Here is a 24,536-nt window from a genome sequence, read left to right on the forward strand (position 1 = left end):
AGACACCTCCTACTTAGGCTCTACTTTGAGAATCTGGTCAGCAATATTCTCTGCAAACTGGAGATCGTGAATCACGACAATTTGAGTCATGCCTAATTCTCGATTTTGTAGAATCAGTTTTTCAACCTCGAGACGCAACTCAGGGTCAAGGGCTGAAGTTGGTTCGTCATACCCAATCACTTCAGGATCTATCATCATAGCGCGTGCTAAGGCAACCCGTTGCTTTTGACCACCAGATAATGAGTATGGATAAGCATCTGCATGAGCTTCTAGACCCAGACGAGTTAATAAGTCGACCGCCTTCTTCTTTGCATCTGCTTCAGACATCCCCATAGTCTTAATAGGTGACAAAATCAAGTTTTCCATAACGGATAAGTGAGGAAAAAGCTGAAAATCTTGAAAAACAAAACCTAATAAGTGACGCTTTTCAAGCTCATCCAAAGGTAGGGATTCTCCATTATAAAAAATCTCACCCGAATCAATAGTTTCAAGTCCAGCTAACATTCTAAGTAAGGTTGTCTTCCCACCACCAGAAGGTCCAACAATAGCCAAAATCTGCTTTTCAGGAATTGTTAAATTGAAATTGGATAAAATTTCTTTTTTTCCAAATTTTTTGCTGATATTTTTTAACTCTAACATGGATAACCCTCCTATCTATAGTAGCTAAACTTTTTCTCAAGTTTCTTAGCTAGGATTGTAACGATACCAATCATAAGCAGATAGATTGCTCCTGCTAGAAACATTGGAATCAAACTCGCATCACGATTGGCTGCTGTACGACTAGCTAGGATTAAATCTGAAATACCGAGTGCATAGACCAAAGAAGTATCTTTAACCAAACTCATAACCTCATTAAATACACTTGGTAAAACAATCTTGGTTACTTGTGGCAAGATAATATAGCGGACGGTATCGATAGGTTTGAATTTCAAGACCTTAGCTGCTTCATATTGTCCTTGAGGAATCGTTGCAATACCTCCACGGAATATTTCTGCAAAGTAGGCTGCATAATTAAGCGTGAAGGCAATAATCGCTGCTGGTACCCGATCAAGTCGAATCCCGATACTTGGCAAAACATAATAGATAAAGATTAACTGCAAGAGCAAGGGTGTCCCGCGCATCACCCAGATATAAACATCAATCATGTAATGGAGGGGTTTCCAATGGACCTGTAAGCAAAAGGCAACCAAAATACCTAAAGGAATTGAAAAGAGTAAGACCAGTGCAAATACTTGTAAAGTCATTGTCGCACCGCTCAATAAACTAGGTAATATCTCAAATAAGTAAGACATATTCCACCTCCTAAAAATAATTGTTCCTATTATAGCATAAATAAACATAAACACAAGATATTTCTGAAATTTTCATGAATTTTTAAAACTTTAGCCTTAATTTCTGAACAATAGTGTTCATGAGAAAATTTTTCTACTTACATAAAGTATCAGATGTCACAATTTGAGAAAAGATTCCTTTCCGTTTCTCTCCAATTTCATGGTATAATAGAAGCATGATGACAATAGTATTATTAATTTTGGCTTATTTATTGGGTTCAATCCCTTCAGGACTGTGGATTGGGCAAATCTTCTTTAAAATAAATCTAAGAGAGCATGGTTCAGGTAATACTGGAACGACCAATACCTTTCGAATTCTAGGTAAGAAAGCGGGTATGGCAACATTTGTGATTGACTTTTTCAAAGGAACTATCGCAACCCTGCTTCCACTTATCTTTCATGTTCAAGGTGTCTCCCCTTTAGTCTTTGGCCTTTTAGCTGTAATTGGTCATACCTTCCCAGTATTTGCTGGCTTTAAAGGAGGAAAGGCTGTCGCAACTAGTGCTGGAGTCATTTTCGGATTTGCTCCTGCATTTTGCCTCTATCTAGCAGTGGTCTTCTTTGGAATCCTTTATCTAGGAAGTATGATTTCGTTATCAAGTGTAACGGCTGCTATCGCTGCTGTTCTTGGTGTAATTCTCTTTCCACTTATCGGCTTCCTACTGCCAAATTACGATTTATTATTTGTAGCGATTATCCTAGCCCTCGCAAGTTTAATTATCATTCGCCATAAGGAGAATATCAATCGTATTCAAAACAAGACTGAGAACTTAGTTCCTTGGGGACTAAATCTCACCCACCAAAAGCCTAAAAAATAAAGAGGCTGGGACAAAAGTCCTAGCCTCTCAATTTTCTTTGGATTGTCGAGCAAGACGCAGTGGTTGAGTGGGTTCTACTACGCTGATTTCATCAGCTTTTACAGCCCTACTCAACTGTGCAGAGGTGGGACAATGAAATCGAATTCTAACGAATTACCGATTTCTGTCCCACTCTCTTTTTTGTTTATTTAGATTTGATATAGTTGATACCATCCGCCTTCGGCGCAACAGCTTTACCAAAGAAGGCTGCTAGTACGACAATGGTCAAGAGATATGGTGCGATTTGCAAGTAAACGGCTGGAACTCCTTGCAAGAAAGGAAGCTGAGAACCGATAACTGCCAAACTTTGTGATAGTCCAAAGAAGAGACTTGAAAGCATAGCTCCGACAGGATTCCATTTACCGAAGATCATGGCAGCAAGAGCGATAAATCCAGGTCCAACGATGGTTGTAACTGAGAAGTTAACAGAGATTGACTGAGCGTAAATAGCTCCACCGATCCCTCCAAGGAAACCTGAAATTACAACTCCAAGATATCTCATCTTGTAAACATTGATTCCCAAAGTGTCTGCTGCTTGTGGGTGTTCACCAACTGAACGAAGACGAAGTCCAAAGCGAGTCTTAAAGAGGATAAACCAAGCTAAGAATGAGAACGCAATTGCAAGGTAACCAAGTAAACTTGTTGACTTGAAGAAGATATCTCCGATAACAGGGATATTAGCTAAAATAGGGAAATCAAAACGTCCAAACGTTTGAGTTAAGTTATCCGTTTGTCCCTTGTTATAAAGCACTTTGACTAAGAAAACAGCCAAAGCTGGCGCCATCAAGTTAAGTACGGTACCACTAACAACATGGTCAGCACGGAAATGAACTGTAGCCACTGCGTGAATGAGCGAGAAGATAGCTCCGACTAATCCTCCAACTAGTAGAGCTAACCAAGGAGTTAACGCTCCCAAATCTTGAGCAAATTCAAGGTTAAAAACAACTCCAGAAAAGGCACCCATGACCATGATTCCTTCAAGACCAACGTTAACAACTCCACCACGTTCTGAGAAAACTCCTCCGATACTTGTGAAAATAAGTGGTGCTGCATAAATCAACATCGAAGAAACCATAAGGGTTAACATTGTTATAATCGACATCCTTATTTACCTCCTTTAAGTTGCTTTCTTGGTTTGACAAAGCGTTCGATGATGTAGTGAACGCTGACAAAGAAGATAATTGAGGCTGTAACGATACTTACAAGCTCAGATGGTACTTGTGCAGCATTCATACCAGGGGCTCCAACTTGAAGAACACTGAAAAGGAAGGCTGCAAATAGAATTCCAACTGGTGAGTTTGAAGCAAGTAGGCTTACTGCCATACCGTTAAATCCGATTGCCAATGATGAACCTTGAACATAAACGTTTTGGAAGGTACCAAGTCCTTCTACTGCGCCACCAAGTCCTGCAAGGGCACCAGAAATAATCATTGATAGAATAATGGTGCGTTTCGCTGAAATACCTGCGTATTCAGAAGCATTTGGATTGAGACCAACTGCACGGATTTCAAAACCAAGAGTTGTTTTCTTGAGCAAGAACCAGATAACTGCTACAGCTATGATAGCAAAGAAAATTCCAATGTTCATACGAGAGTTTCCAGTCAACTCAGCAAGCCATGGTGTCTGATAGGTTGCATTTGCACTAACACGAATGGATGAGTCAGTACTTTGCATGATTTCTTTAGGGAAGTGATGAATAAAGGCATTGCCCACATAAAGAACAATGTAGTTCATCATGATGGTTACAATAACTTCAGATGTCCCAAGGTAGGCTCTTAAGATACCAGGAATAGCACCAACGATCCCTCCTGCAACTAAGGCAATTACAATCGTCGCAAGAATCATCAATGGTCGTGGCAAATCTGGGAAAGACAGAGCGAACCAGCCACTCATAACCCAACCTGCGAGAGCTTGTCCTGGAAGACCAACGTTAAAGAAACCAGCACGACTTGCAACTGCAAATCCAAGGGCAATCAGAATTAAAGGTCCCATAGCACGGAAGATTTCACCGATTCCACGAACACTACCAAATGCTGTGTAGAATAATTCTTCATAGCCCCAGATAGCATCGTAGCCAAAAATCCACATGACGATGGCTCCGAGTAGAATTCCTAGAATAACAGAAATCAACGGAACCGAAATTTGTTGTAATTTTTTAGACATCACTCTTCTCCTTTTCCAATTCACCACCAGCCATCAGGACACCAAGCTCTTGCTTGTTAGTTGTTTCTGGTGTTACAATTCCTTGAATCTTACCATCGTGGATAACGGCAATTCTATCAGAGACATTTAGAATCTCATCTAGTTCAAAGCTGACTACAAGGACAGCTTTCCCATTATCACGTTCTTGAATCAAGCGTTTGTGAATGTACTCAATGGCACCGACGTCCAAACCACGAGTAGGTTGGCTGACGATAAGGAGATCAGGATTTCGATCAACTTCTCGAGCGATAATAGCTTTTTGTTGATTTCCTCCAGAAAGAGCTGAAGCTGGAACAATCTCACTAGCAGCACGAACATCGAATTCTTGCATTAATTGCTTAGCATATCCGATGATATTGCTGTAATTTAAGATACCCTTCTTGCTATGAGGTTCCTTATAGTAGGTTTGAAGAGCAATGTTTTCAGAGATCATCATTTCCAAAACCAAACCATCACGGTGACGGTCTTCTGGAACGTGTCCTACACTCATTTCTGTAATTTGACGAGGGTGTAAACCTACGATAGACTGGCCTTTTAACTCCACGCTACCAGACTCAATCTTACGAAGACCAGTGATAGCTTGGATTAATTCAGATTGACCATTTCCATCAATACCGGCAATTCCGACAATCTCACCAGCTCGAACATCGAGTGAGAGATTTTTAACTGCAGGAACACCACGGTTTTCGTTTACTACTAGGTCTTTAATAGACAGAATAACTTCTTTAGGTTGAGCTTCCTGTTTCTCAGTTTTAAAGGAAACAGAACGTCCTACCATCATCTCAGCTAAGTCAGCATTAGTTGCACCAGCAATCTCTACTGTTTCAATAGATTTACCACGACGGATAACTGTAACACGGTCAGATACAGCACGAATCTCATCCAACTTATGAGTAATCAAGATAATTGATTTACCTTCTTTAACTAAATTCTTCATGATAGCCATCAATTCATCAATTTCTGATGGCGTCAAAACAGCAGTTGGTTCGTCAAAGATAAGGATGTCTGCTCCACGATAAAGTGTCTTTAAGATTTCAACCCGTTGTTGAGCCCCGACAGAGATATCTGCCACTTTGGCAGAAGGATCCACAGCAAGACCATAGCGTTCAGACAACTCATTGATTTCTCGAGTTGCACGAGCAATATCTAGCACACCATTTTTGGTCAATTCACTCCCCAAAATGATATTTTCAGCAACAGTGAAAGCTTCAACCAGCATAAAGTGTTGGTGGACCATCCCAATTCCGAGGCTAGCTGCTTTTGATGGCGAGTCTAGCTCCACAACTTGACCGTTGACCACAATTTCACCACTAGTCGGTTCTAGAAGCCCTGCTAGCATGTTCATAAGAGTGGACTTACCTGCTCCGTTTTCTCCTAAAAGTGCATGAATTTCACCTTTGCGAAGTTCTAGGTTGATCTTGTCGTTAGCGACAAACTCACCAAAGATCTTGGTAATCTCACGCATCTCAATGACATTTTCGTGTGCCATATGCTCTTCCTTTCAGAGTTTTATTTTATTTCAATAAAACTTGTTAAAATGAGATCTTAACAAGCTCTATTGAGACAAAATTCATTTGCCCCAATTCTTAAAGAAGCGGCCCAAGGCCGCTTCCTAAGAAATGACTTCCTTTAATTATTTTTCAGGAACTTTGATGCTACCGTCAAGGATTTTAGCTTTTGCATCTTCAACAGCTTTCTTAGCTTCTTCAGTAAGGTTTGTCACTGCCAAGTCAACACCTTTATCTTTCAATGAGTAAACGATAACTTGACCACCAGGGAATTCACCTTTTTCTGCTTTGTTAGAAAGGTCTTGAACTGTTGTTCCAACTTGTTTCAAAGTAGAAGCAAGTACGAAGTTTGATTCTTTACCATCTTTAGAAGTGTATTTACCTTCTTCAACTTGGTCACGGTCTACACCGATAACCCAAACTTTTTCACTTTCATTTTTGCTTTCGTTCAAAGATTTAGCTTCTGAGAAAACACCTGCACCAGTACCACCAGCTGCTTGGTAGATTACGTCTGCTCCTGCAGCGTATTGTGCTGCAGCAATTGTTTTACCTTTAGCAGCATCACCAAATGATCCAGCATAGTCTACTTGAACCTTGATAGATGGGTCAACTGATTCAACACCAGCTTTGAAACCAGCTGCAAAACGAGAAATAACTTCAGATTCCATACCACCTACAAAACCTACTTGTTTTGTTTTAGTAGTTTTAGCTGCTGCTACACCTGCGAGGTAAGCTGCTTCGTTATCAGCAAATGTTACGCTTGCTACGTTCTTTTGATCTTTAATTACATCGTCGATCAAAACATAGTTTTTATCTGAATGTTCTTTTGCTGCTTCTTCAACTGCATTGTGAAGGGCAAAACCAACACCAAAAATCAAGTTGTAGCTTCCCGCTGCTTGGTTCAAGTTGTTAGCGTAGTCAGCTTCACTTGTTGATTGGAAGTAAGTGTAGCCATTATCTTTTGAAAGATTGTGCTCTTTACCCCAAGCTTGAAGACCTTCCCAAGCTGATTGGTTGAATGATTTATCATCAACACCACCAGTATCTGTAACGATAGCTGCTTTAGTCTTCACATCAGAAGAAGAAGCTGCGTTACGAGAAGAGCGATTACCACATGCAGCAAGTCCAAATGCTGCTACTGCAACTAGACCAAGGCCTAGCCATTGTTTCTTGTTCATTACTGAACCTCCTAAATAAGATGCGCAACGAAGTTGCAAGTATGGATTGATTGGTCACAAGGACCCTTGCCACTCAGAGAGTGACACAGACTATTTCAAGTCTGTAAATGAGTATGGAAGTAATTCCCCGACCGTCATCTCGACCGTCGTTTTATCTTTGGCGACTAGAGTCACCTTTAGATCTGGTTTAAAAAATTCGACCATGACTTGGCGACAAGCTCCGCAAGGAGAAATAGGTTTTTCAGTTTGACCGTAGACAATCAACTCTGAAAACTCACGTTGTCCTTCAGAGACAGCTTTAAAAATGGCTGTTCTCTCACCACAGTTGGTCAAGGGGTAGCTAGCATTTTCAATATTGCATCCTGTATAAACACTGCCGTCCTTGGCAACCAGAACGGCACCAATTGGAAAGTGTGAATAGGGTACATAGGCGTTTTTACTAGTCTCAATCGCTAAGTCAATCAACTCAGTAGTCGCCATCTGCTAACTCTCCTTTTAAGATTGCTACACCAGAAGATGTTCCGATACGTGTCGCACCTGCTTCTACAAAAGCTACAGAATCTGCATAAGAACGAGCTCCACCAGCAGCCTTAACACCCATAACAGGTCCAACTGTCTGGCGCATTAACTTCACATCTGCTAAAGTTGCTCCACCAGATGAGAAACCAGTAGAAGTCTTGACAAAGTCAGCTCCTGCTTTCTGGGCTAGTTGACAAGCGAGAATTTTTTCCTCATCAGTTAATAAACAAGCTTCGATAATAACCTTAACGAGTTTATCTCCGCTTGCTTCAACAACAGCTCGAATGTCTGACTCAACTAATGCGGCATTTCCTGATTTGAGTGCACCAACATTGATAACCATATCAATTTCGTCAGCACCATTTTGGATGGCTTCTTTGGTTTCAAAGGCTTTAACAGCAGATGTTGTGGCTCCTAGAGGGAAGCCTACTACTGTACAAACCTTGACATCAGAATCTACGAGTGCAGTTTTTGCATGCGAAACCCAGCAAGGATTGACACAAACACTGGCAAAATCATAGTCTTTAGCTTCAGATAACAAACGATCAATTTGTTCTTCTGATGCATCTTGCTTTAAAAGCGTATGATCAATGTATTTATTTAATTTCATTTCGGTTTTTCCTTAAATTAGGAGATGATTTCAATGATTTCACGTAATATGAACGCTTCATCACTCACCTTAATTTTAACATATTTTTGGAAATCTGTAACTAGTTCCGGAGAAATTTTGCCATTTGTATATACTTTTGCGACAATTTCACCCTGTTTGACCGAATCTCCAACTTTCTTGTCGAAAACAATGCCAGTCTCATAGTCAAGTTGGTCTGATTTCACGGCTCGCCCAGCTCCTAATCTCATAGCATAGAGACCAAATTCCATAGCTGGTAGTTCTGCAATGACACCTTCCTCATGTGCTGGTATTTCTATAACATGAGCAACATTCACAGGGCGATAGAGATCTTCTAAATCACCACCCTGAGCAAGAACCATCTCTTCAAATTTTTTAAGAGCCTTGCCATTCTCAAGATGCTTTTTCACTTCCTCGACCGTTTTTTCAACATTTGCCAAAGATAGCATAATCTGAGCTAACTCACAGATAAAGTGGCTAATATCTTGACGTCCTTTTCCTTGAAGAATATCCAATGCTTCTAGGATTTCTAATCGGTTACCGATTGCGCGTCCTAAAGGTTGACTCATATCAGTAATAACTGCTACAGTTTTTCTACCTACAGCCTTACCAAGATTCACCATGGTTTGAGCTAATTCACGCGCCTCGTCAACTGTCTTCATAAAGGCACCTTCACCGACTGTAACATCCAGTAAGATAGCATCAGCTCCAGCGGCAATCTTTTTACTCATGACAGAGCTGGCAATCAAAGGAATGGTATCAACCGTTGCTGTCACATCACGAAGGGCATAAAGAAGTTTATCCGCCTTAACTAAATGTTCTGACTGACCAATGACTGAGACACCAATATCCTGGACTTGTTTGATAAAATCATCCTGACTGCGTTCTACTTGAAATCCTTTGATGGACTCTAATTTGTCAATGGTTCCACCAGTATGTCCTAGACCTCTACCACTCATCTTTGCAACTGGTACGTCAAAACTAGCTACCAAGGGTACTAGGATTAAAGTTACCTTGTCACCAACACCACCCGTAGAGTGTTTATCAACCTTCACACCATTTATAGCGGATAAATCAAATTCCTGACCTGTCTTGACCATATTCATGGTTAAATCAGAAATCTCTCTAGTGGTCATGCCTTTAAAATAAACAGCCATAGAAAAGGCTGACATCTGGTAATCAGGAACAGTTCCTGCAACATAACCTTCAATCAGCCATTGGATTTCACTTGAGGTTAGTTCTTGACCGTCTCTTTTTTTCTGGATTAGATCTACTGCTCTCATTCTTTCACACTTCTAAGGATATAATATCCTTTGTCTTTCTTCACAACCTCACAATTACCAAAGACTTCTTCCATCTTGTTTTTGGCACTAGGAGCTCCTTGTTTTTTCTGAATAACGATAGTCAAATCTCCACCGTCTTCTAAAAAATCAATACTTTTTTCAATGATTTCATGAACGACTTGCTTGCCTGCACGAATGGGTGGATTCGAAATGACATGATCGAATTGACCCTCAACTTGCTCATAAATATTAGACTGGAAGATGCTTGCTTGAACTTTGTTTCTCACAGCATTTTGCTGGGCTAAATCCAAAGCACGATTGTTGATATCCACCATGGTCGCTTGGATACCATAAGCTTTAACCAAAGACAAGCCTATTGGACCGTAGCCACAACCAACATCAAGAATTTTTTCACCTTCTTCAACATCCAGACATTTTAACAATAACTGACTTCCGAAATCAATCATCTTTTTGCTAAAAACACCTGCATCCGTTAAAAAGGTCATTTTTTGTCCAATAAGCTCAACTTTCAACTCATGAATATCGTGAGCTGCATCCGGGTTTTCTGCATAATACATTTTACTCATAGGATTATTTTACCATAAAATTTAGATATTTTAAATCGTTTACACGGTCTATACCAACTAAGGTCCTAAGAAGAGATAACCTAGGAACATACTAATAAAAAATGAAAATAGACAAGCTAGACCAATCAATATCAGCCACCATTTCTTTAACAAAAATGCTAAGAAAATATAGAGAATGCCTAAAGCTGGTAATAGCTTAAAAAATACGAAATAGAGCCAGTTGATATTAAATTTTCCAATAGAAATATCAAAGTTCCATAAAATTGCCGATATCCATAAAAGGATGACTAATAAAATAGAGCCAGCCAATTTTTTATCAGTTAAAAATTTTGCCATAACCCCACACTCCTTTATTGGTATTCCTTAGCTTTATTTTAACAAAGAAAGCGATCTGATTCAAATCTTTTATTCCCCCTTTAAATTAGAAATATGTTATACTAGGGGGGTTAATGAGGAAAAATTATGACTAACGAATTTTTACATTTTGAAAAAATTAGCCGCAAAACCTGGCAATCTTTACATCGTAAAACAACTCCACCTTTGACTGAAGAAGAGTTGGATTCTATCAAAAGTTTTAACGACAAAGTAAGCCTGGATGACGTAACAGATATCTATTTACCACTTGCCAACTTGATTCAAATCTACAAGAGATCTAAAGAAGATTTAGCTTTCTCTAAAAGTATCTTTCTCCAACGAGAAAGTAAAAACCAACCCTTTATCATTGGTGTCTCAGGCAGTGTTGCAGTTGGTAAGTCTACAACCAGTCGCCTTCTTCAAATCTTGCTTTCACGTATCGTTCCAGGCGCTAGTGTGGAACTAGTGACGACTGATGGTTTCCTATACCCAAATGAGACCTTAATTGAACAAGGCATCTTAAACCGCAAAGGTTTTCCTGAAAGCTATGACATGGAAGCCTTAATCAATTTCCTTGATCAACTAAAAAATGGTCAAGATGTTGATATTCCAGTTTATTCTCATGAAATCTATGATATTGTTCCTGGAGAGAAACAACGAGTTGCAGCTGCAAACTTTATCATTGTGGAGGGAATCAACGTTTTCCAAAACCCGCAAAATGAGCGTCTTTATATCACTGATTTCTTTGATTTTTCAATCTATGTGGATGCTTCTGTCGAAGATATCGAAAGCTGGTACTTGGATCGTTTCCTTAAATTACTTAGTATGGCCCAAGACGACCCTGATAGTTACTATTATAGTTTCGCTCAACTACCCTTAGGCGAGGTGAAAAATTTAGCTCATGAAGTATGGACTAGTATTAATCTGACTAACCTTCAAAACTATATAGAACCTACACGTAATCGGGCTGAAGTCATTCTTCATAAGTCAAAAAATCATGAAATTGATGAAATTTATTTAAAAAAATGATTTCCCCTTGTCAAAAGATAAGTTTTCAGATATAATGGTATAGTTAGTAAATATGGAGGTAAGAACATTGGCAAACATTAAATCAGCTATCAAACGCGCTGAATTGAACGTTAAACAAAACGAAAAAAACTCAGCTCAAAAATCAGCTATGCGTACTGCTATCAAAGCTTTTGAAGCAAACCCATCTGAAGAACTTTACCGTGCTGCTAGCTCAGCTATCGATAAAGCAGAAACTAAAGGTTTGATCCACAAAAACAAAGCTAACCGTGACAAAGCACGTCTTGCTGCTAAACTTGGTTAAGCAAAAACTGCATACAAAATGAGCTCTACGGAGCTTTTTTTGTACCAAATTTTAGAGGGAGCATTATGAAAATTTCCATAATTGGATACTCTGGGGCAGGAAAATCAACTCTAGCAGATAAACTTGCCAATCACTATTCTATTCCCAAACTCCATATAGATACTCTCCAATTTCAGCCAGGTTGGCAAGAGAGTAATCGAGATTGGATGTTAAAAGAAATGCAAACTTTTTTAGCAGAAAACGAGAACTGGGTTATTGATGGCAACTATTCTTGGTGCTGCTATGAGGAAAGAATGGAGCAAGCTGACCAGATCATCTTTTTAAACTTCTCTGCTTGGAATTGTTTGCTAAGAGCCTTTAAGCGCTATTTAAAATACAGAGGAAAAGTTAGAGAAAGTATGGCTAAGGGATGCCCCGAGCAATTCAACTGGGAATTTATTCGTTGGATTCTCTGGGATGGACGTAGCTCTGTACATAAAGAACAGTACAAACAAATTTGTCTCGATTTTGCTCAAAAGATTACAATTATTCATAATCAAAGAGAACTAGATCAATTCTTAAATCAAAAATGAGGACTCAAAAATTGAGCCCTCCTTTTATATATTTTTCTTCATTTGATAAGGAAAACTGAAATAAATAGGCTACTCTTTCTTTAGCTATATATTATTGCCTCAATTTAGAAAAAACTTCTCCAATTTTTCCTTCAATGACTAAATCAGCTTTACTGTCTTGAGGAGTGCTTGACTTGTTTATAACAACAAGTTTTGAACCTGAGAAGTAATTAATCAAATTAGCTGCAGGATAAACAACCAAAGAAGTCCCACCTATAATCAATAAATCAGCTTTCTGGATAACTTGAGCAGCTTGGCTAAAAACATCCATATCGAGTGGCTCCTCATAAAGAATTACATCAGGTTTAACTACCTGACCACAATCTTGGCAATACGGAACAGGACCTTCGAGAGCCAAAAAGCTTTCTAAATCATAAAAACGATGACAGCCCTGACAGTAATTACGATCCACACTTCCATGCAGTTTCAAAACCTTCTTCGAACCTGCCATCTCGTGAAGACTATCAATATTTTGAGTTACAACAGCCTTAAGCTTACCAGCCTTTTCTAACGAAGCCAGATAATAATGGGCTGCATTGGGCTTGGCTTTTGGATATACTAGATGTTTTTTATAAAAATCGAAAAAGTCCTCTGGATAACGCACAAACATAGTATGAGAAACTAATTGTTCCGCAGAAAAATGTCTACCTAACTTAAGACTATATATACCATCTGAACTACGAAAATCTGGAATATTTGACTCAGTAGAAACTCCTGCTCCACCGAAAAAGACAATTCTTTGACTTTGATCTATCAGTTCCTGTATTTGTTCCATTTTATCCATCTTACTCCTCCTTAAGTTTTTAGTTCTAAAAAAGTTGAAAACCTTTGGCTACTGTCAACTGGGCTTTCAACTTTTATTGGATGATTATAGGATATCACGCTCACAACTATTAGAAATCGCAAGCAAGAAGACTAGCTTCAAATCTAAGTGCCTTAGTCAGCAATCAATGTTTCCAAACCAACCTTCATCATATCAGTAAAAGTGTTTTGGCGTTCTTCTGCTGTAGTGTCCTCATCTGGATTGACCAAGCTGTCAGAAATCGTCATAATAGCTAGAGCATGAACATGGTGTTGAGCAGCAAGATAGTAAAGAGCTGCTGCTTCCATTTCGACAGCCTTCACACCCCACTTGCCAAGCTCGATGTTCTTTTCACCATAGTTTGAATAGAAAACGTCTGATGACAAGACATTTCCGACGTGAGTAGTCATACCAAGGTCTTTGGCAATGTGGTAAGCCTTGTCTAAAAGATCAAAGCTAGCGATTTGTGGGAAATCGTATTGAGGCCAATCGTTGCGGATGATGTTTGAGTTGGTTGCAGCAGCTTGTGCCAAGACCAATTCACGGACGTGAACATCCTCATTCAAAGATCCAGCCGTTCCCACACGGATCAATTTTTTCACTCCGTAATCTACGATCAACTCGCGCGCATAAATAGAGATGGATGGCATCCCCATTCCTGTTCCCATAACAGATACACGGTGACCTTTGTAAGTACCTGTGTAACCAAACATGTTACGGACTTCGTTAAAGCAAACAGCATCTTCAAGAAAATTCTCAGCGATAAATTTCGCACGAAGAGGATCCCCAGGAAGAAGAATTTTATCAGCAATTTCACCCTGCTTAGCAGCAATATGGATAGACATAATTAAGATATAAAGGGCGCCAGAGAACAAAGTAAAAATAGGAAACTGACGACGCATCGTAGATGCTAGACAGTTTATCTTTTTTACACAGTTCTCCGCCCGTATTCAGTTCTGCGAATACGATTAACCCATCCTTTCTGTGTATTTTTATAGAGAAAAGCTTTCCGCTCGTGTTCAAATCTGAACACATGCTCTACCTTTCTTTATTAAATGATATTGATTATAAAACAAAAATATATTTTGGATTAGAAAAACTAGAGTATTCTTATTAATTTTCTTTTATCCTTGTCTTTGGTCGTAAGTATTTCTCCCAAGGGATTCGGTCCAGTATTTTAGCAAAACCAAATGCCAAGTAAGCAGTCACCAAAAGAAAAGGTATAGCCTCAAATGACTGACCAGTGAAACCCATTACCAATCCAGTTGCAGACAGGGGTGCCTTCAAGGTCACTGCTAAAAAGCAAACCGAACCTAATAGTAAGACTGCTGGCTGGTTACCACTACCTAAAATCATGGTCAAGAGTGCAGCTCCTGCCATCCCCAAGGCAAAAGATGGGGTCAAGGTACCGCCATAGGCACCTGCCCAAAGGATAACTAAAACGACCAAGGCTTTCAAGACAAACAAGAGGATTACCGTCTTGGCATTACTGCCGTTTAAAATCTCCTGAGCCATCATACGCCCATTACCAAGTAGATGAGGCATATAGATAGCTAATCCAACAAGGAAAAGGAATGTTACAGGCAGAGTACAGAGTATCCGCTTGTCCTTTATTCTCTTTGAAGAAACTTGTTTGTTGAAGCGACCAAAAAGCCAAGCGAGTGGAGTCAGGAAAAGAACTAATAAGGGAACAAGCCACATATCACCTAGTGACCAAGTCAGAGCTGGAATCTGGTAGAGAGCATGATCTGAAACAACAAAGCCTGCTGTAAAGGCTGATACATATGTAGTCAGACCGACCAAGAAAAAACGTTTGACAGATAAAGCAATTCCCAAGGTTTCAAAAACGAAAAACACACTCGTTAATGGAACCTGATAGACAGCCGCTAAACCCGCACCAGCTCCACAGCCAATGAGAAAGATTTGGTCCTTCACGGATAGAGAAAAAATATTGGCAATAGGTCTTGCAAATAAAGCTCCAATCTCCCGCGGCGCAGCTTCCTTACCGATAGGTGCCCCTCCTCCAACTGCAATAATCTGCCAAATTGAATGAACTAGCTGTTTTAAAAAATGAAGTTTGTATTGTGATGTTTCATCTTTCATCTGCGCTTTGATGGAAAAAATCTTTGCTTTTCTTTGCAAGAAATACCATACCAAGGCAGAACTGACGCCCACGATGATTAAACTGATGCCTATTCGTGATGAGGCAACACCATCTGTCAAGAATCCAGTGTTATGTTCTGTCTGACCAAAAGCAAGCCCTTCAACCAACTCTAAAAGATAATGGAGCAAAATTCCGAATATACCTGAAACTAGCCCTAGCATGATGACCGCTAGAACTAATTTGAGATTATATGGGATTTTCTGAAGACTACTCCTCAACTCTTGTAACATGATTATAATTCAGCAAGAATCGCTTTCAGCAATCCTTTAAAGTCTCCTTTGACGCGCTCAGTCACTTCTACAACTTCTTCGTGGTTAAGTTCTTCTTGGAATCCTGCAGCATGGTTAGTGATACATGAAATTCCTAGAACTTTCAAGCCTGAGTGAGCGGCCACAATAACTTCAGGAACAGTTGACATACCAACAGCATCTGCACCAAGAGTCTTATATGCACGAATCTCTGCAGGTGTTTCATAAGTCGGACCTGTTACACCAATATAGACACCTTCATCAAGCTTGATACCAAGTTTCTTAGCCACTTCATGGGCAGTAGCACGATATTCTGGAGTGTAGGCTTTAGACATGTCTGGGAAACGTGGACCAAAATCATCCAAGTTTTCACCCATCAATGGGTTCTGCCCCGTCATATTGATATGGTCTGAGATAGCCATCAAGGTACCAGGACCAAATCCAATACCTCCTGCAGCATTGGTTACAATGACACCTTCACATCCGAGAACTTTCATCACACGTACTGGGAAAGTCACCACTTCCAGAGGATTTCCTTCGTAGAAATGGAAACGACCTTGAAGAGCCAAGACCTTGCGACCTGCAAGTTCTCCATATACCAATTTACCAGCGTGACCGACTACTGTCGAACGGCCCCAGTTTGGAATATCTGCATAGTCTACTACAACTGGATTTTCGATTTCTTCTGCCAATTCTCCAAGTCCTGAACCAAGGATTAGACCAAACTTGGGAGCTTGGATTCCCTTGTCTTCCAGGAAGGCAGCTGTTTCCTTGATTTTATCTAAAAATGTCATTGTGTGTCTCCTTTATTATTTTTTAGCATTTGACCGATTTTGTCAAAAGTTTTAGCATTGCGAATGGTGATGTTGCGATAAAAAGGCATCTTGAGTAAGTACTTGTGATAGGCGGTTGCATAGTAGGATTCCTCAAAGAATTTCCCCCAGAAAATCCCAAGTCTTCCAAAATGAACGATTTCATCTTTCAATTCCAAACTTTCAACTGTCTCAATGACTTGAGCCACATCCAATCCCTCAGTGTAAAAGAGGACATCCTTTCGTGCCAAATCTTTGGTCCACCAATCTGGCAGATTTTTCAGCTCTTCTTCATAATTTTCCTGACTCAGCAAAGAAAAGCTCTGAATAAATGGATAATGGACTGCAAAGAAAGCCTCTAACTTTTCAACCAATCGGGCTTTGGGGTCTGTCAAAGTAAAGAAAATATTGCCACTGTTGATGTAGGTCTCAACCTTTTCCAGTCCCAACTCTGTCAGTTCTTGACGAAGTTGCGCCATGACAACTTTATTTTTCCCACCGACATTAATACCCCTTACCAGTAAAGCATAGCGTTTCATCTTACACCAATTTATCTAAGAAACTTTCCCCAATCATGGCAGTTTCCACACCAAAGTTATCTGCAACTGTCGCTGAGATATCTGCAAAATGTCCAACTGGAATGACACCATTTCCTTTAAAGGAAGGACTGTAAGCTAAAAGTGGGATATATTCACGAGTGTGGTCAGTTCCAGCATAGGTTGGGTCATTTCCGTGGTCCGCAGTAATCAAAAGAAGATCGTCTTCTCTCATGGCTGCCATAATTTCAGGCAAGCGCTCATCAAACTCATGCAAACAATCACGGTAGCCGTGCGCATTGCGACGGTGTCCGTAAAGAGCATCAAAGTCTACCAAATTGGTAAATGAGAAGCCTTCTTGGAATTCAGGAAGTCCCATGGTCTTAATCAAGGTATCTATACCGTGGCTATTTGATTTGTTATGGCCCATATCGTGGTTGATACCAGCACCGTTGAAGATATCGTTAATCTTACCAACCGCATATGTATCGATACCTGCTTCATTCAATTTGTCCAAAACAGTTGGAGCAAATGGAGATACAGCCAAGTCACGACGGTTAGCCGTACGAGTGAAGTTTCCAGGCTCACCAACATAAGGACGAGCAATAATACGTCCTAGAAGAGCTGGGCGCTCAAGGGTAATTGAACGAGCATATTCACAGATACGGTAGAGTTCATCCAAAGGAATGATGTCTTCATGAGCTGCGATTTGAAGAACTGGGTCAGCTGATGTATAGATAATCAACTCGCCAGTTTCCATTTGGCGTGGTCCAAAGTCATCGATTACTGCTGTTCCTGAGTATGGTTTGTTGGCTTCACGAATAACCTTACGTCCTGAAAATTCTTCGATTTTAGTAAGGATTTCCTCTGGGAATCCATTCCAGAAAGTATCGAAAGGTTCAGTGATATTGAGCCCCATGATTTCCCAGTGACCAGTCATGGTATCTTTACCTAGAGATACCTCTTCAAGCTTAGTCGCATAACCTGTTGGATTGCTCTCAGCTGGAACTGTCTTCAAGGCTTGTTCACGAGGAATGTTTCCAAGACCAAGTTTTGCCATATTTGGTACATTTAAACCTACTGATTTTGAAATGTGTCCAAGCGTGTCTGATGCACCATCAGGAACACCAGCATTGACAAAGTTATGAGCATCTGGTGCTGCACCGATTCCTACAGAATCGAGTACCACCAAGTGAATACGTTTAAATTTTGACATCATTTGCCTCCTTTATTTCCCTTTTGTTGAAGTTAAAACCTGAACACCCTCTTGTCCAGCAACGATGACCTTATCCACCATTTGGTTAAACAAGCCATGCTCGACGACACCAACGACATGGTCCAATTCTTGTCCAAGAGCAATTGGGTCTTCAATCACTTCCAAGGCAAGGTCGATGATAAAGTTTTGCATATCCGTCACAAAACGTTGGCCATCCTTTTCACGGAAGCTCGGTTTATAGCCAGCTCGCTCAAATCGATGAAATACCTGTTCGGCACCATATTGAACAACCTCTACAGGTAATTTAAAGGCACCGAGTTTCTCTACTAGCTTACTTTCATCAACAACCCAGATATATTCTTTAGATGGAGTTGCGACAACCTTTTCCATGAGAAGGGCTCCACCACCGCCTTTGATTCCGTTAAACTGACTGTCTACTTCATCTGCACCATCAACTGTCAGGTCTACAAAGTCCACTTGATCAATGGACTTAAGAGGAATATTGAGACCTTCTGCCTGCTTGCTAGTTACACTAGAAGTCGTTACAGCTGTAATCTGTAGGCCTTCTTCCTTGATACGACGACCTATTTCTTCTACGAAATAGTAGGCAGTTGAGCCTGTTCCAAGCCCGACAACCATACCATCTTTGACGAACTCGGCAGCTTTAATCCCTGCCATTTTTTTCAGATTTTCCACTTATACACCTCCAAATAGAGCTACTTCTATTATATCATGAATACGCTTCAAATTCATCCTTACACTAGAAAAACCCGAACAATTTATGTCGGGTTTTGTGATGTTTATTTAACCATATCAGGGTCATAGTCGTAAAATCCAGTATCCAAGAAACGATTTTTAGGGTGAAGTTTGCGAACTTCTTCATCAAGCAAGAAGGCTTGGTCATGTGTAAAGTTACCTTCTTGAATCAAATTGCGCGCTTGGATAAAGAGTTTTGCAATTTCTACAAAGTTTTGGCCAGGAGTGTAGAGACCTTCAAGTTTCCAATGAGTGAATCCATGCTCAACTAATTCTGTTAACTTGGTCATCAAATCAAGATCATTGTTAGCAAAGATATGAGTCCCATGATTGTCTTCAAAAATAGAATAATGGCTCTCTGGGTCACTTGGCTCAGCCAAGAACAAGTCACGTTGACGAGATTTTTCATCATCAATCTGTGTGAAATTATAGTAGTTTTGCAAGAGTGGACGCTTCGAATGGTGGATGACACTAGCACCGTATACCAAGACCTCAGCAGGAATTTCTAAAATTTCAGGCATTTTGAAAAGTTCTGCAGATGGGATTTCACGCGCCAAAACTGCTTCTGACGCTCCTGCTTTTTGTCCCCAGAAATTAATCTGACGACTGCTGGTTACCATGGTTGACGCATCGTAGATTGTTTTAAAAGAATAGCCATCACGGTTAACCACATAAAAGACACCTGCGTCCCCAACTGTGATATAGTCCGTTTTGATTTCTTCTAAAAAGTCCAAGAAGGGCTTGATACGGTCCATCATGTCTTGGTGCATAAGAGCATTGACCGCAACGATTAATTCCTTACCGGCATCATGAATGATTTTTGCGATTTCACTCAATTCTTCATGACTAAAGGTAGTTGGCAAACGAAGACCAAAATCTTTCTCACCGACATAAATGCGGTCGACACCAGCTTCAAGTAGCTGTTTTACTTGTTCAATACTTTCAGCAGTTGCTGTAATGATAATCTTTTCCATAAAGAAAATTATACCACATTTCCAAAAAATCAGCTAGATAGAAAAGTGAGTCTTGTTAGCACAAATTTTCAAAAAAAGTGAACCGTATCAATAACAGTTCACTTTTTAGATTTATGCTTGTGTCTTTTCAACAAGTCGTCCGTCATTCATCACATAAATACGGTCAACCTTATCTAGTAAGCGAGTATCATGTGTAATCATGACAACACCCCTACCTTGCTCATGGGCAATTGAAGCCAGCATATCCGTCACTTGATAAGCACGTTCTGTATCCAAGCTAGCTGTCGGCTCATCTGCAAGCACGATACTAGGATTATTATAAAGGGCTCTAGCAATTGCAGCTCGTTGACGTTCACCACCAGAGAGAGCTTTGGGATAGTGATTTTGAACCTTTTCCAAATCCAACAAACTAAATAACTCTTGTCGGTTACTTTTTATAGATTTCTTTTTATCCAAACGGTCAATTAAATCTAATTGCTCCTTAACCGTTAAAAAGGGAATCAGATTTGAAGCCTGGAGGATAAAACCAAATTCTCTGAAGCGCAAATCCGTTTTTTCTTTTTCAGATAAATGTCCAGTCTCTTTTCCCTTTACTAGAATCTTTCCACTTGAAGCTTCCTGAAGTTGGCCTAGAGTCGTTAAAAAGGTTGTTTTACCTGATCCAGAAGGTCCCACAATCGCTACAAACTCCCCAGCGTTTAGCTGAAAATTGGTCTCATGGAGAGCTGTAACTTTCATCTTGCCTTCGCCATAAGTTTTTGTCACTTGAATCATCTCAATTAATGTCGTCATATCATTCTCCTTATCATTCTGCAATCGCTGTAATTGGATCTACTTTAAGTAGACGCGGAAGCGAAATGACGCCACCTAGTAGTGCCATAAAGCAAATGACCAGGCTTAACACAAAGTATGACAACCAACTAGGGTAGAAAAAGAAGGTTGCAGGTAAGACTAAAATGACAGCCCAAATGGCTAATAAAGCCAATCCTATACCCAAACCAGATAAAAGAAAGATTTGGCAGAAAAGGGACCATACGATAGATTTTATCTGAATCCCTTGCGCTCGCATAATTCCATAGAGGCCTAATTTTTGAATAGTAATGATGTAGATAAAAATTCCTACAATCAAACCTGTAATGACAATCATAGCTAGAATCATTCCTGAGAATACATTGACCTGAGGGGTATAGCCAGGAATTTTCGAAATCATTTTTTGAATAGAAATCTGCTTCAAGCCATCGCCAGTCACTTCTACATCATTTTGCAATACCAACGCAGAGATCGAACGATTGCCTTTTGTTGTTCCTTGTAAATTCCAATACGTTGTTAAACTTGTAAAGACAACAGGTTCCGTAAAAAATTTATTTTCTCTGGTCAAACCTACAATCTTAAAACTTGTCTCACTTCCGTTGAGTTGAATAGCGTCCCCGAGTTTGAGGCCGTAATTTTCAAAAGACTGATCCACTACCACTTCTTGGTCATTTTCTGGGTAACGACCTTCAATCAAGGTTGGCGAGATGAAACTGTCCCACTCTTGACCAAAAACAGAGACATTCATCTTGTCACTACTATCGACAAGGTTTGTCACCGCAAACATGTAGCTTAGGGGAACAGCATCCTTAGACACTTTATCTTTGTAGTCTTTTTCTGGTATAAAGGATGCAGTCAAATTATCATTTGCATAATCGGATAGCACAACTCCTGTTGCTTGCCAATTATCAATAGCAGCCCTGTTATTTCGAACAAGCCCAAGAGCCAAGCTGGTCATAAAAAAGACCATAAAAGCAATGAGAAAAATGGTTGTTAGAATTAAACTGTAACGCAGTTTATTCTGTAAAATTTCTTTGATAGCAAGATACATGCCAATCTCCTTCAAGTATTCTGTTGTCGAGGGAACAAATCTCCTCTTTACCATAGCACTAAAGCTAGAAAACTAACTCGTCATGAACAACTAGAATCAATTTAAAAGAATCCTGTCCTTACTTCAAAATTGAATTTATTTGCAACTGTGTATGATTTTTATTCGTTTTATGCATCAAATTTTTCATCATATAAGTTAAAAAAAATGATAAGATTTAAACGGTTTACTCATCCTATCATTTTTCCTACTAGGGTGTCAAGTATTGTGAATTTGCGAATGAAAAGAGACTTTATTCTTTTTGTAATATTCCTGTAATAATTCTCTTTTTAAAAAATGATAAAATAGTAATGTACTGTTAAGGAGAGAGAGAGATGCCTGCAAGAAAATTATACCCGTATGAGTTAGAAAAAAATAAATCCAAAACAGTAGTCTATCAAGACTATGTTTCTGAGAATACTTCTGTCGCCAGTGTAAAGGAAGTGCTATTCTTTGTAAATATTGCTTGTTTCTGCGTCTTTTTAGCTGTTTTCAGTTTCATTTTTTTAGCCTTAAAATTTAACACAGTAATCAGCTTTGGTTTGGCTATTGCATTTAGTCTGCTAGCTTTGAAAGTTCAACGTACAATTATCAAAAAGAAATTTAAATAAAAACCTTCGATGAATCGAAGGTTTTTTTATTTATTCTTTCGTTTTGATGGTGTTGTGATAGCTATCTTGACTTCAAAAATTGTTCCGTTAGGTTTGTTATCTTTCACACTGATAGAGCCTTTTAAGGCATCGACAATCTGCTTAGCTAAAGACAAGCCTAAACCAAAGCCACCTTTTTGACGAGTACGAGCCTTGTCTACCCGGTAAAAACGATCAAAGATTTTCTTTTTATCTACTGCAGAAATACCGATTCCATCATCAGCCACTGACAAATAGAGGGTACGCTCTGTCGCAGCGATTACAAAATGAATTTCTCCATCTTCTTCAGTATACTTGACAGCATTGTCAAACAAGATAGTCATCAGTTGCTTAAGAAGAAGCTTGTCTGTTATGATGGTTCGATGAATACGATTTTCAAAATGAAAAATGCGATTATTTTCAGATGCAATCATTTCATAGTTGGTAAAAGTTGTGTTGAAGAAATCTGGCTGTACTTCTCCTAATTCAGGCTTTATCCCATCATCACGACGGGCTAGATTGAGAAGATTGGTTGTTAAAAAGCGCATGTTCCGAACTTCTTCTAAACTAGAAGCAATACTCTCGCTTGATTCTAAAATGGTAGCCTCAGGCTTTCGAAAAAGAGTTTCCAAGCGATTTTGGAGAACAGCAAGTGGAGTTCGTAGCTCATGACTGGCATTTTCCACAAAACTCTGTTGCTTTTGCATACTCTCAAGCAAGGGTTTGACACTAACTCTAGCAAGATACAGACTAGCTAGGAGTGATAAAATCCAGAAGCTGGCCATGACTACTACGATTAACTGCTCATGATTTTGACTGATTTGCTCTAGCTGACTGGTATTAATCAGAACAGCGGCATACTTAATATTGGTCGAGACAGATTCAATATTCATCTCAGTCAGAATCACTCGATAAATCTCATCCTGCCCATAGCTATTCTGAACATGAAGCTGTCTAATGTGATTCAAGTCCTTTTTATTAAATGTAACCCTGTCAAGGCCCAAAAAACGATTTCCAGCTACTAGTTGATTTAAACTAGAGTCCAATAAAATTACTTCCGTATTGGAACTGACTGTAGGTTTTCTGTTTGAAGATGGCCCTACCGATTCACTATTCAAATCTTTTACATCTTCTGTCGCACGATTGACAGCCAACTGGATAACATCCTGAGGATTAGCACTGAGTGACAATAGCTTCTCATCAACTGAGGTATAAAGACTCGAATGCATAACCTGCAAGATAATCAAGGTCATAGCGGAGAAAATCAGAGTAAATACTCCAAAGTTACGAATAAAGTAACTAAAATCCTCCTCATACCAATTTTTTTTAATTTTTTTAAACATGTTTTAAAATATACCCAACACTACGCAAGGTCTGGAGGTTTTCAGCAAAGACTGAGCCTTTTAATTTCTTACGAACTTTTGATACATAGACCTCTACCACGGAGATGGTTGTGTCACTGTCAAATCCCCACAACCGGTCAAAAATTTGTGTTTTTGGTAAGATAACATTTTGATTTTGGAGGAAATAAACTAGAAGCTCAAATTCTTTACCCAAGAGTTCCACAACAGTATCATTGACTTTAACCTCATTTGTAGATAGATTGACTGTCAAGTCACCGTACGATAAGGTATTTTCGTTGAACTTACCAGAACGTTTGAGCAGAGCCTGGATACGCATCTTGAGTTCTTCTAGGTAGAATGGTTTTGTTAGATAATCATCTGCCCCAAGCTCAAATCCATGACCTTTGTCATCGAGACTTTCCTTGGCTGTCATGATCAGAACAGGAGTCGAAATGCCTTTTTCACGCAATTCTTTTAAAACTTGGAACCCATTTTTTTCAGGCAACATCAAGTCCAATAGAATCAAATCATAAACGCCACTTTCAGCCTCATAGAGACCTTCTTCGCCATCAAAAACCTGCATGACATCTGCAAAATCATCCAAAAAATCAAAAACTGAATTTGACAGACCTAGGTCATCCTCCACTAATAGAATTTTAATCATCAAAAATTCCTCCTTATTATACCTATTATAGCAAAAATATCTTAAAAAAAACTCAACTTCCCTTGTTTTTCCAAGAGAAAGTTGAGTTTTTGTAATCTAGTTAGACT

The 24,536-nt window shown here is 39.5% G+C and carries 28 protein-coding genes; 5 read left to right on the forward strand and 23 right to left on the reverse strand.

The genetic code is table 11. The annotated features are described in order from the left end of the window. Positions 1-9: 9 nt before the first annotated feature. Both QM941_RS04810 and QM941_RS04815 read right to left on the reverse strand, forming a co-directional pair. Positions 10-639, reverse strand: a complete 630-nt coding sequence (locus QM941_RS04810; protein ID WP_414339351.1) for an amino acid ABC transporter ATP-binding protein — start codon at positions 637-639, stop codon at positions 10-12. A gap of 11 nt (positions 640-650) precedes the next feature. Beyond that, on the reverse strand, positions 651-1,292 hold the full coding sequence (locus QM941_RS04815) for an amino acid ABC transporter permease (protein WP_006154309.1): 642 nt from the start codon (positions 1,290-1,292) through the stop codon (positions 651-653). 215 nt (positions 1,293-1,507) lie between these two features. Between QM941_RS04815 and plsY the strand changes: the two genes are divergently transcribed. Further along, positions 1,508-2,149 carry a glycerol-3-phosphate 1-O-acyltransferase PlsY gene (gene plsY / locus QM941_RS04820; RefSeq protein WP_414339353.1) on the forward strand — a complete coding sequence of 214 codons (642 nt, stop codon included), beginning with the start codon at positions 1,508-1,510 and terminating at the stop codon, positions 2,147-2,149. Positions 2,150-2,333: 184 nt separating this feature from the next. On the opposite strand, the gene QM941_RS04825 is transcribed toward plsY, so the two are convergent. The 9 genes from QM941_RS04825 to QM941_RS04865 form a co-directional block, all read right to left on the reverse strand. Beyond that, positions 2,334-3,290, reverse strand: a complete 957-nt coding sequence (locus QM941_RS04825) for an ABC transporter permease (protein ID WP_414339355.1) — start codon at positions 3,288-3,290, stop codon at positions 2,334-2,336. Between the two features lie 2 nt (positions 3,291-3,292). Continuing rightward, positions 3,293-4,351, reverse strand: a complete 1,059-nt coding sequence (locus QM941_RS04830) for an ABC transporter permease (RefSeq protein ID WP_225750201.1) — start codon at positions 4,349-4,351, stop codon at positions 3,293-3,295. Next, complete coding sequence (locus tag QM941_RS04835; protein ID WP_414339357.1) at positions 4,344-5,879, reverse strand: ABC transporter ATP-binding protein; 1,536 nt, start codon at positions 5,877-5,879, stop codon at positions 4,344-4,346. Before QM941_RS04835 ends, QM941_RS04830 begins: the two co-directional genes overlap by 8 nt. A gap of 144 nt (positions 5,880-6,023) precedes the next feature. Further along, on the reverse strand, positions 6,024-7,076 hold the full coding sequence (locus tag QM941_RS04840) for a BMP family lipoprotein (RefSeq protein ID WP_414312788.1): 1,053 nt from the start codon (positions 7,074-7,076) through the stop codon (positions 6,024-6,026). Between the two features lie 90 nt (positions 7,077-7,166). Beyond that, positions 7,167-7,556, reverse strand: coding sequence for a cytidine deaminase (locus tag QM941_RS04845; protein ID WP_223339199.1), 390 nt, complete (start codon positions 7,554-7,556; stop codon positions 7,167-7,169). Then, positions 7,543-8,205: a deoxyribose-phosphate aldolase gene (gene deoC, locus QM941_RS04850; protein ID WP_414312787.1), complete on the reverse strand. Its 663-nt coding sequence runs from the start codon at positions 8,203-8,205 to the stop codon at positions 7,543-7,545. The genes QM941_RS04845 and deoC overlap by 14 nt, the downstream gene beginning before the upstream one ends. Before the next feature lie 17 nt (positions 8,206-8,222). Next, positions 8,223-9,506: a pyrimidine-nucleoside phosphorylase gene (locus QM941_RS04855; protein WP_414339360.1), complete on the reverse strand. Its 1,284-nt coding sequence runs from the start codon at positions 9,504-9,506 to the stop codon at positions 8,223-8,225. Further along, the gene (locus QM941_RS04860) at positions 9,503-10,093 is read right to left on the reverse strand and encodes a class I SAM-dependent methyltransferase (protein ID WP_414339362.1); all 591 of its coding nucleotides are present in this window, start codon (positions 10,091-10,093) and stop codon (positions 9,503-9,505) included. The genes QM941_RS04855 and QM941_RS04860 overlap by 4 nt, the downstream gene beginning before the upstream one ends. A 57-nt stretch (positions 10,094-10,150) precedes the next feature. After that, entirely contained in the window at positions 10,151-10,429 is a 279-nt protein-coding gene (locus QM941_RS04865; protein WP_373113171.1) for a 1,4-dihydroxy-2-naphthoate prenyltransferase, read from the reverse strand. 126 nt (positions 10,430-10,555) lie between these two features. Between QM941_RS04865 and coaA the strand changes: the two genes are divergently transcribed. The 3 genes from coaA (at position 10,556) to QM941_RS04880 (ending at position 12,349) form a co-directional block, all read left to right on the forward strand. Next, positions 10,556-11,476: a type I pantothenate kinase gene (gene coaA / locus QM941_RS04870; RefSeq protein WP_414339364.1), complete on the forward strand. Its 921-nt coding sequence runs from the start codon at positions 10,556-10,558 to the stop codon at positions 11,474-11,476. Between the two features lie 52 nt (positions 11,477-11,528). Beyond that, a complete protein-coding gene (rpsT, locus tag QM941_RS04875; RefSeq protein ID WP_029689886.1) occupies positions 11,529-11,777 on the forward strand; it encodes a 30S ribosomal protein S20 in 249 nt (82 codons plus the stop codon). Between the two features lie 65 nt (positions 11,778-11,842). Beyond that, a complete protein-coding gene (locus tag QM941_RS04880) occupies positions 11,843-12,349 on the forward strand; it encodes a DNA topology modulation protein (protein WP_414339366.1) in 507 nt (168 codons plus the stop codon). A 91-nt stretch (positions 12,350-12,440) separates the two neighbouring features. Here the strand turns inward: QM941_RS04880 and QM941_RS04885 are convergent, their stop codons facing one another. From QM941_RS04885 to QM941_RS04930, 10 genes are all read right to left on the reverse strand, one after another. After that, positions 12,441-13,172, reverse strand: a complete 732-nt coding sequence (locus QM941_RS04885; RefSeq protein WP_414339367.1) for an NAD-dependent protein deacylase — start codon at positions 13,170-13,172, stop codon at positions 12,441-12,443. Between the two features lie 152 nt (positions 13,173-13,324). Then, positions 13,325-14,035: a purine-nucleoside phosphorylase gene (deoD, locus tag QM941_RS04890; protein WP_414339369.1), complete on the reverse strand. Its 711-nt coding sequence runs from the start codon at positions 14,033-14,035 to the stop codon at positions 13,325-13,327. 268 nt (positions 14,036-14,303) lie between these two features. After that, positions 14,304-15,584 (reverse strand): chloride channel protein, encoded by a 1,281-nt coding sequence (locus QM941_RS04895; RefSeq protein WP_414339370.1) that lies wholly within the window; start codon positions 15,582-15,584, stop codon positions 14,304-14,306. Between the two features lie 2 nt (positions 15,585-15,586). Then, positions 15,587-16,396 (reverse strand): purine-nucleoside phosphorylase, encoded by an 810-nt coding sequence (locus tag QM941_RS04900; RefSeq protein WP_414339371.1) that lies wholly within the window; start codon positions 16,394-16,396, stop codon positions 15,587-15,589. Continuing rightward, positions 16,393-16,953: a DUF1697 domain-containing protein gene (locus tag QM941_RS04905; RefSeq protein WP_414339373.1), complete on the reverse strand. Its 561-nt coding sequence runs from the start codon at positions 16,951-16,953 to the stop codon at positions 16,393-16,395. The genes QM941_RS04900 and QM941_RS04905 overlap by 4 nt, the downstream gene beginning before the upstream one ends. 1 nt (position 16,954) lies before the next feature. Further along, positions 16,955-18,166: a phosphopentomutase gene (locus QM941_RS04910; protein ID WP_414339375.1), complete on the reverse strand. Its 1,212-nt coding sequence runs from the start codon at positions 18,164-18,166 to the stop codon at positions 16,955-16,957. A 12-nt stretch (positions 18,167-18,178) separates the two neighbouring features. Further along, a complete protein-coding gene (rpiA, locus tag QM941_RS04915; protein WP_414339376.1) occupies positions 18,179-18,862 on the reverse strand; it encodes a ribose-5-phosphate isomerase RpiA in 684 nt (227 codons plus the stop codon). A gap of 104 nt (positions 18,863-18,966) precedes the next feature. After that, positions 18,967-19,896 carry a peptidase U32 family protein gene (locus tag QM941_RS04920; protein WP_414339378.1) on the reverse strand — a complete coding sequence of 310 codons (930 nt, stop codon included), beginning with the start codon at positions 19,894-19,896 and terminating at the stop codon, positions 18,967-18,969. A 111-nt stretch (positions 19,897-20,007) separates the two neighbouring features. Then, positions 20,008-20,688, reverse strand: coding sequence for an ABC transporter ATP-binding protein (locus QM941_RS04925; RefSeq protein ID WP_414339379.1), 681 nt, complete (start codon positions 20,686-20,688; stop codon positions 20,008-20,010). Positions 20,689-20,701: 13 nt separating this feature from the next. Continuing rightward, on the reverse strand, positions 20,702-21,757 hold the full coding sequence (locus tag QM941_RS04930; RefSeq protein WP_414339458.1) for an ABC transporter permease: 1,056 nt from the start codon (positions 21,755-21,757) through the stop codon (positions 20,702-20,704). A gap of 371 nt (positions 21,758-22,128) precedes the next feature. Between QM941_RS04930 and QM941_RS04935 the strand changes: the two genes are divergently transcribed. Further along, positions 22,129-22,404 (forward strand): DUF3270 family protein, encoded by a 276-nt coding sequence (locus QM941_RS04935; protein ID WP_414339381.1) that lies wholly within the window; start codon positions 22,129-22,131, stop codon positions 22,402-22,404. Between the two features lie 26 nt (positions 22,405-22,430). Here the strand turns inward: QM941_RS04935 and QM941_RS04940 are convergent, their stop codons facing one another. Continuing rightward, positions 22,431-23,765 (reverse strand): sensor histidine kinase, encoded by a 1,335-nt coding sequence (locus QM941_RS04940; protein ID WP_414339383.1) that lies wholly within the window; start codon positions 23,763-23,765, stop codon positions 22,431-22,433. Further along, complete coding sequence (locus QM941_RS04945) at positions 23,758-24,429, reverse strand: response regulator transcription factor (protein ID WP_414339385.1); 672 nt, start codon at positions 24,427-24,429, stop codon at positions 23,758-23,760. Before QM941_RS04945 ends, QM941_RS04940 begins: the two co-directional genes overlap by 8 nt. Positions 24,430-24,536: the final 107 nt, after the last annotated feature.

This window comes from Streptococcus timonensis (assembly GCF_047460355.1).
In the GTDB taxonomy this organism is placed as follows: Bacteria; Bacillota; Bacilli; order Lactobacillales; family Streptococcaceae; genus Streptococcus; species Streptococcus timonensis_A.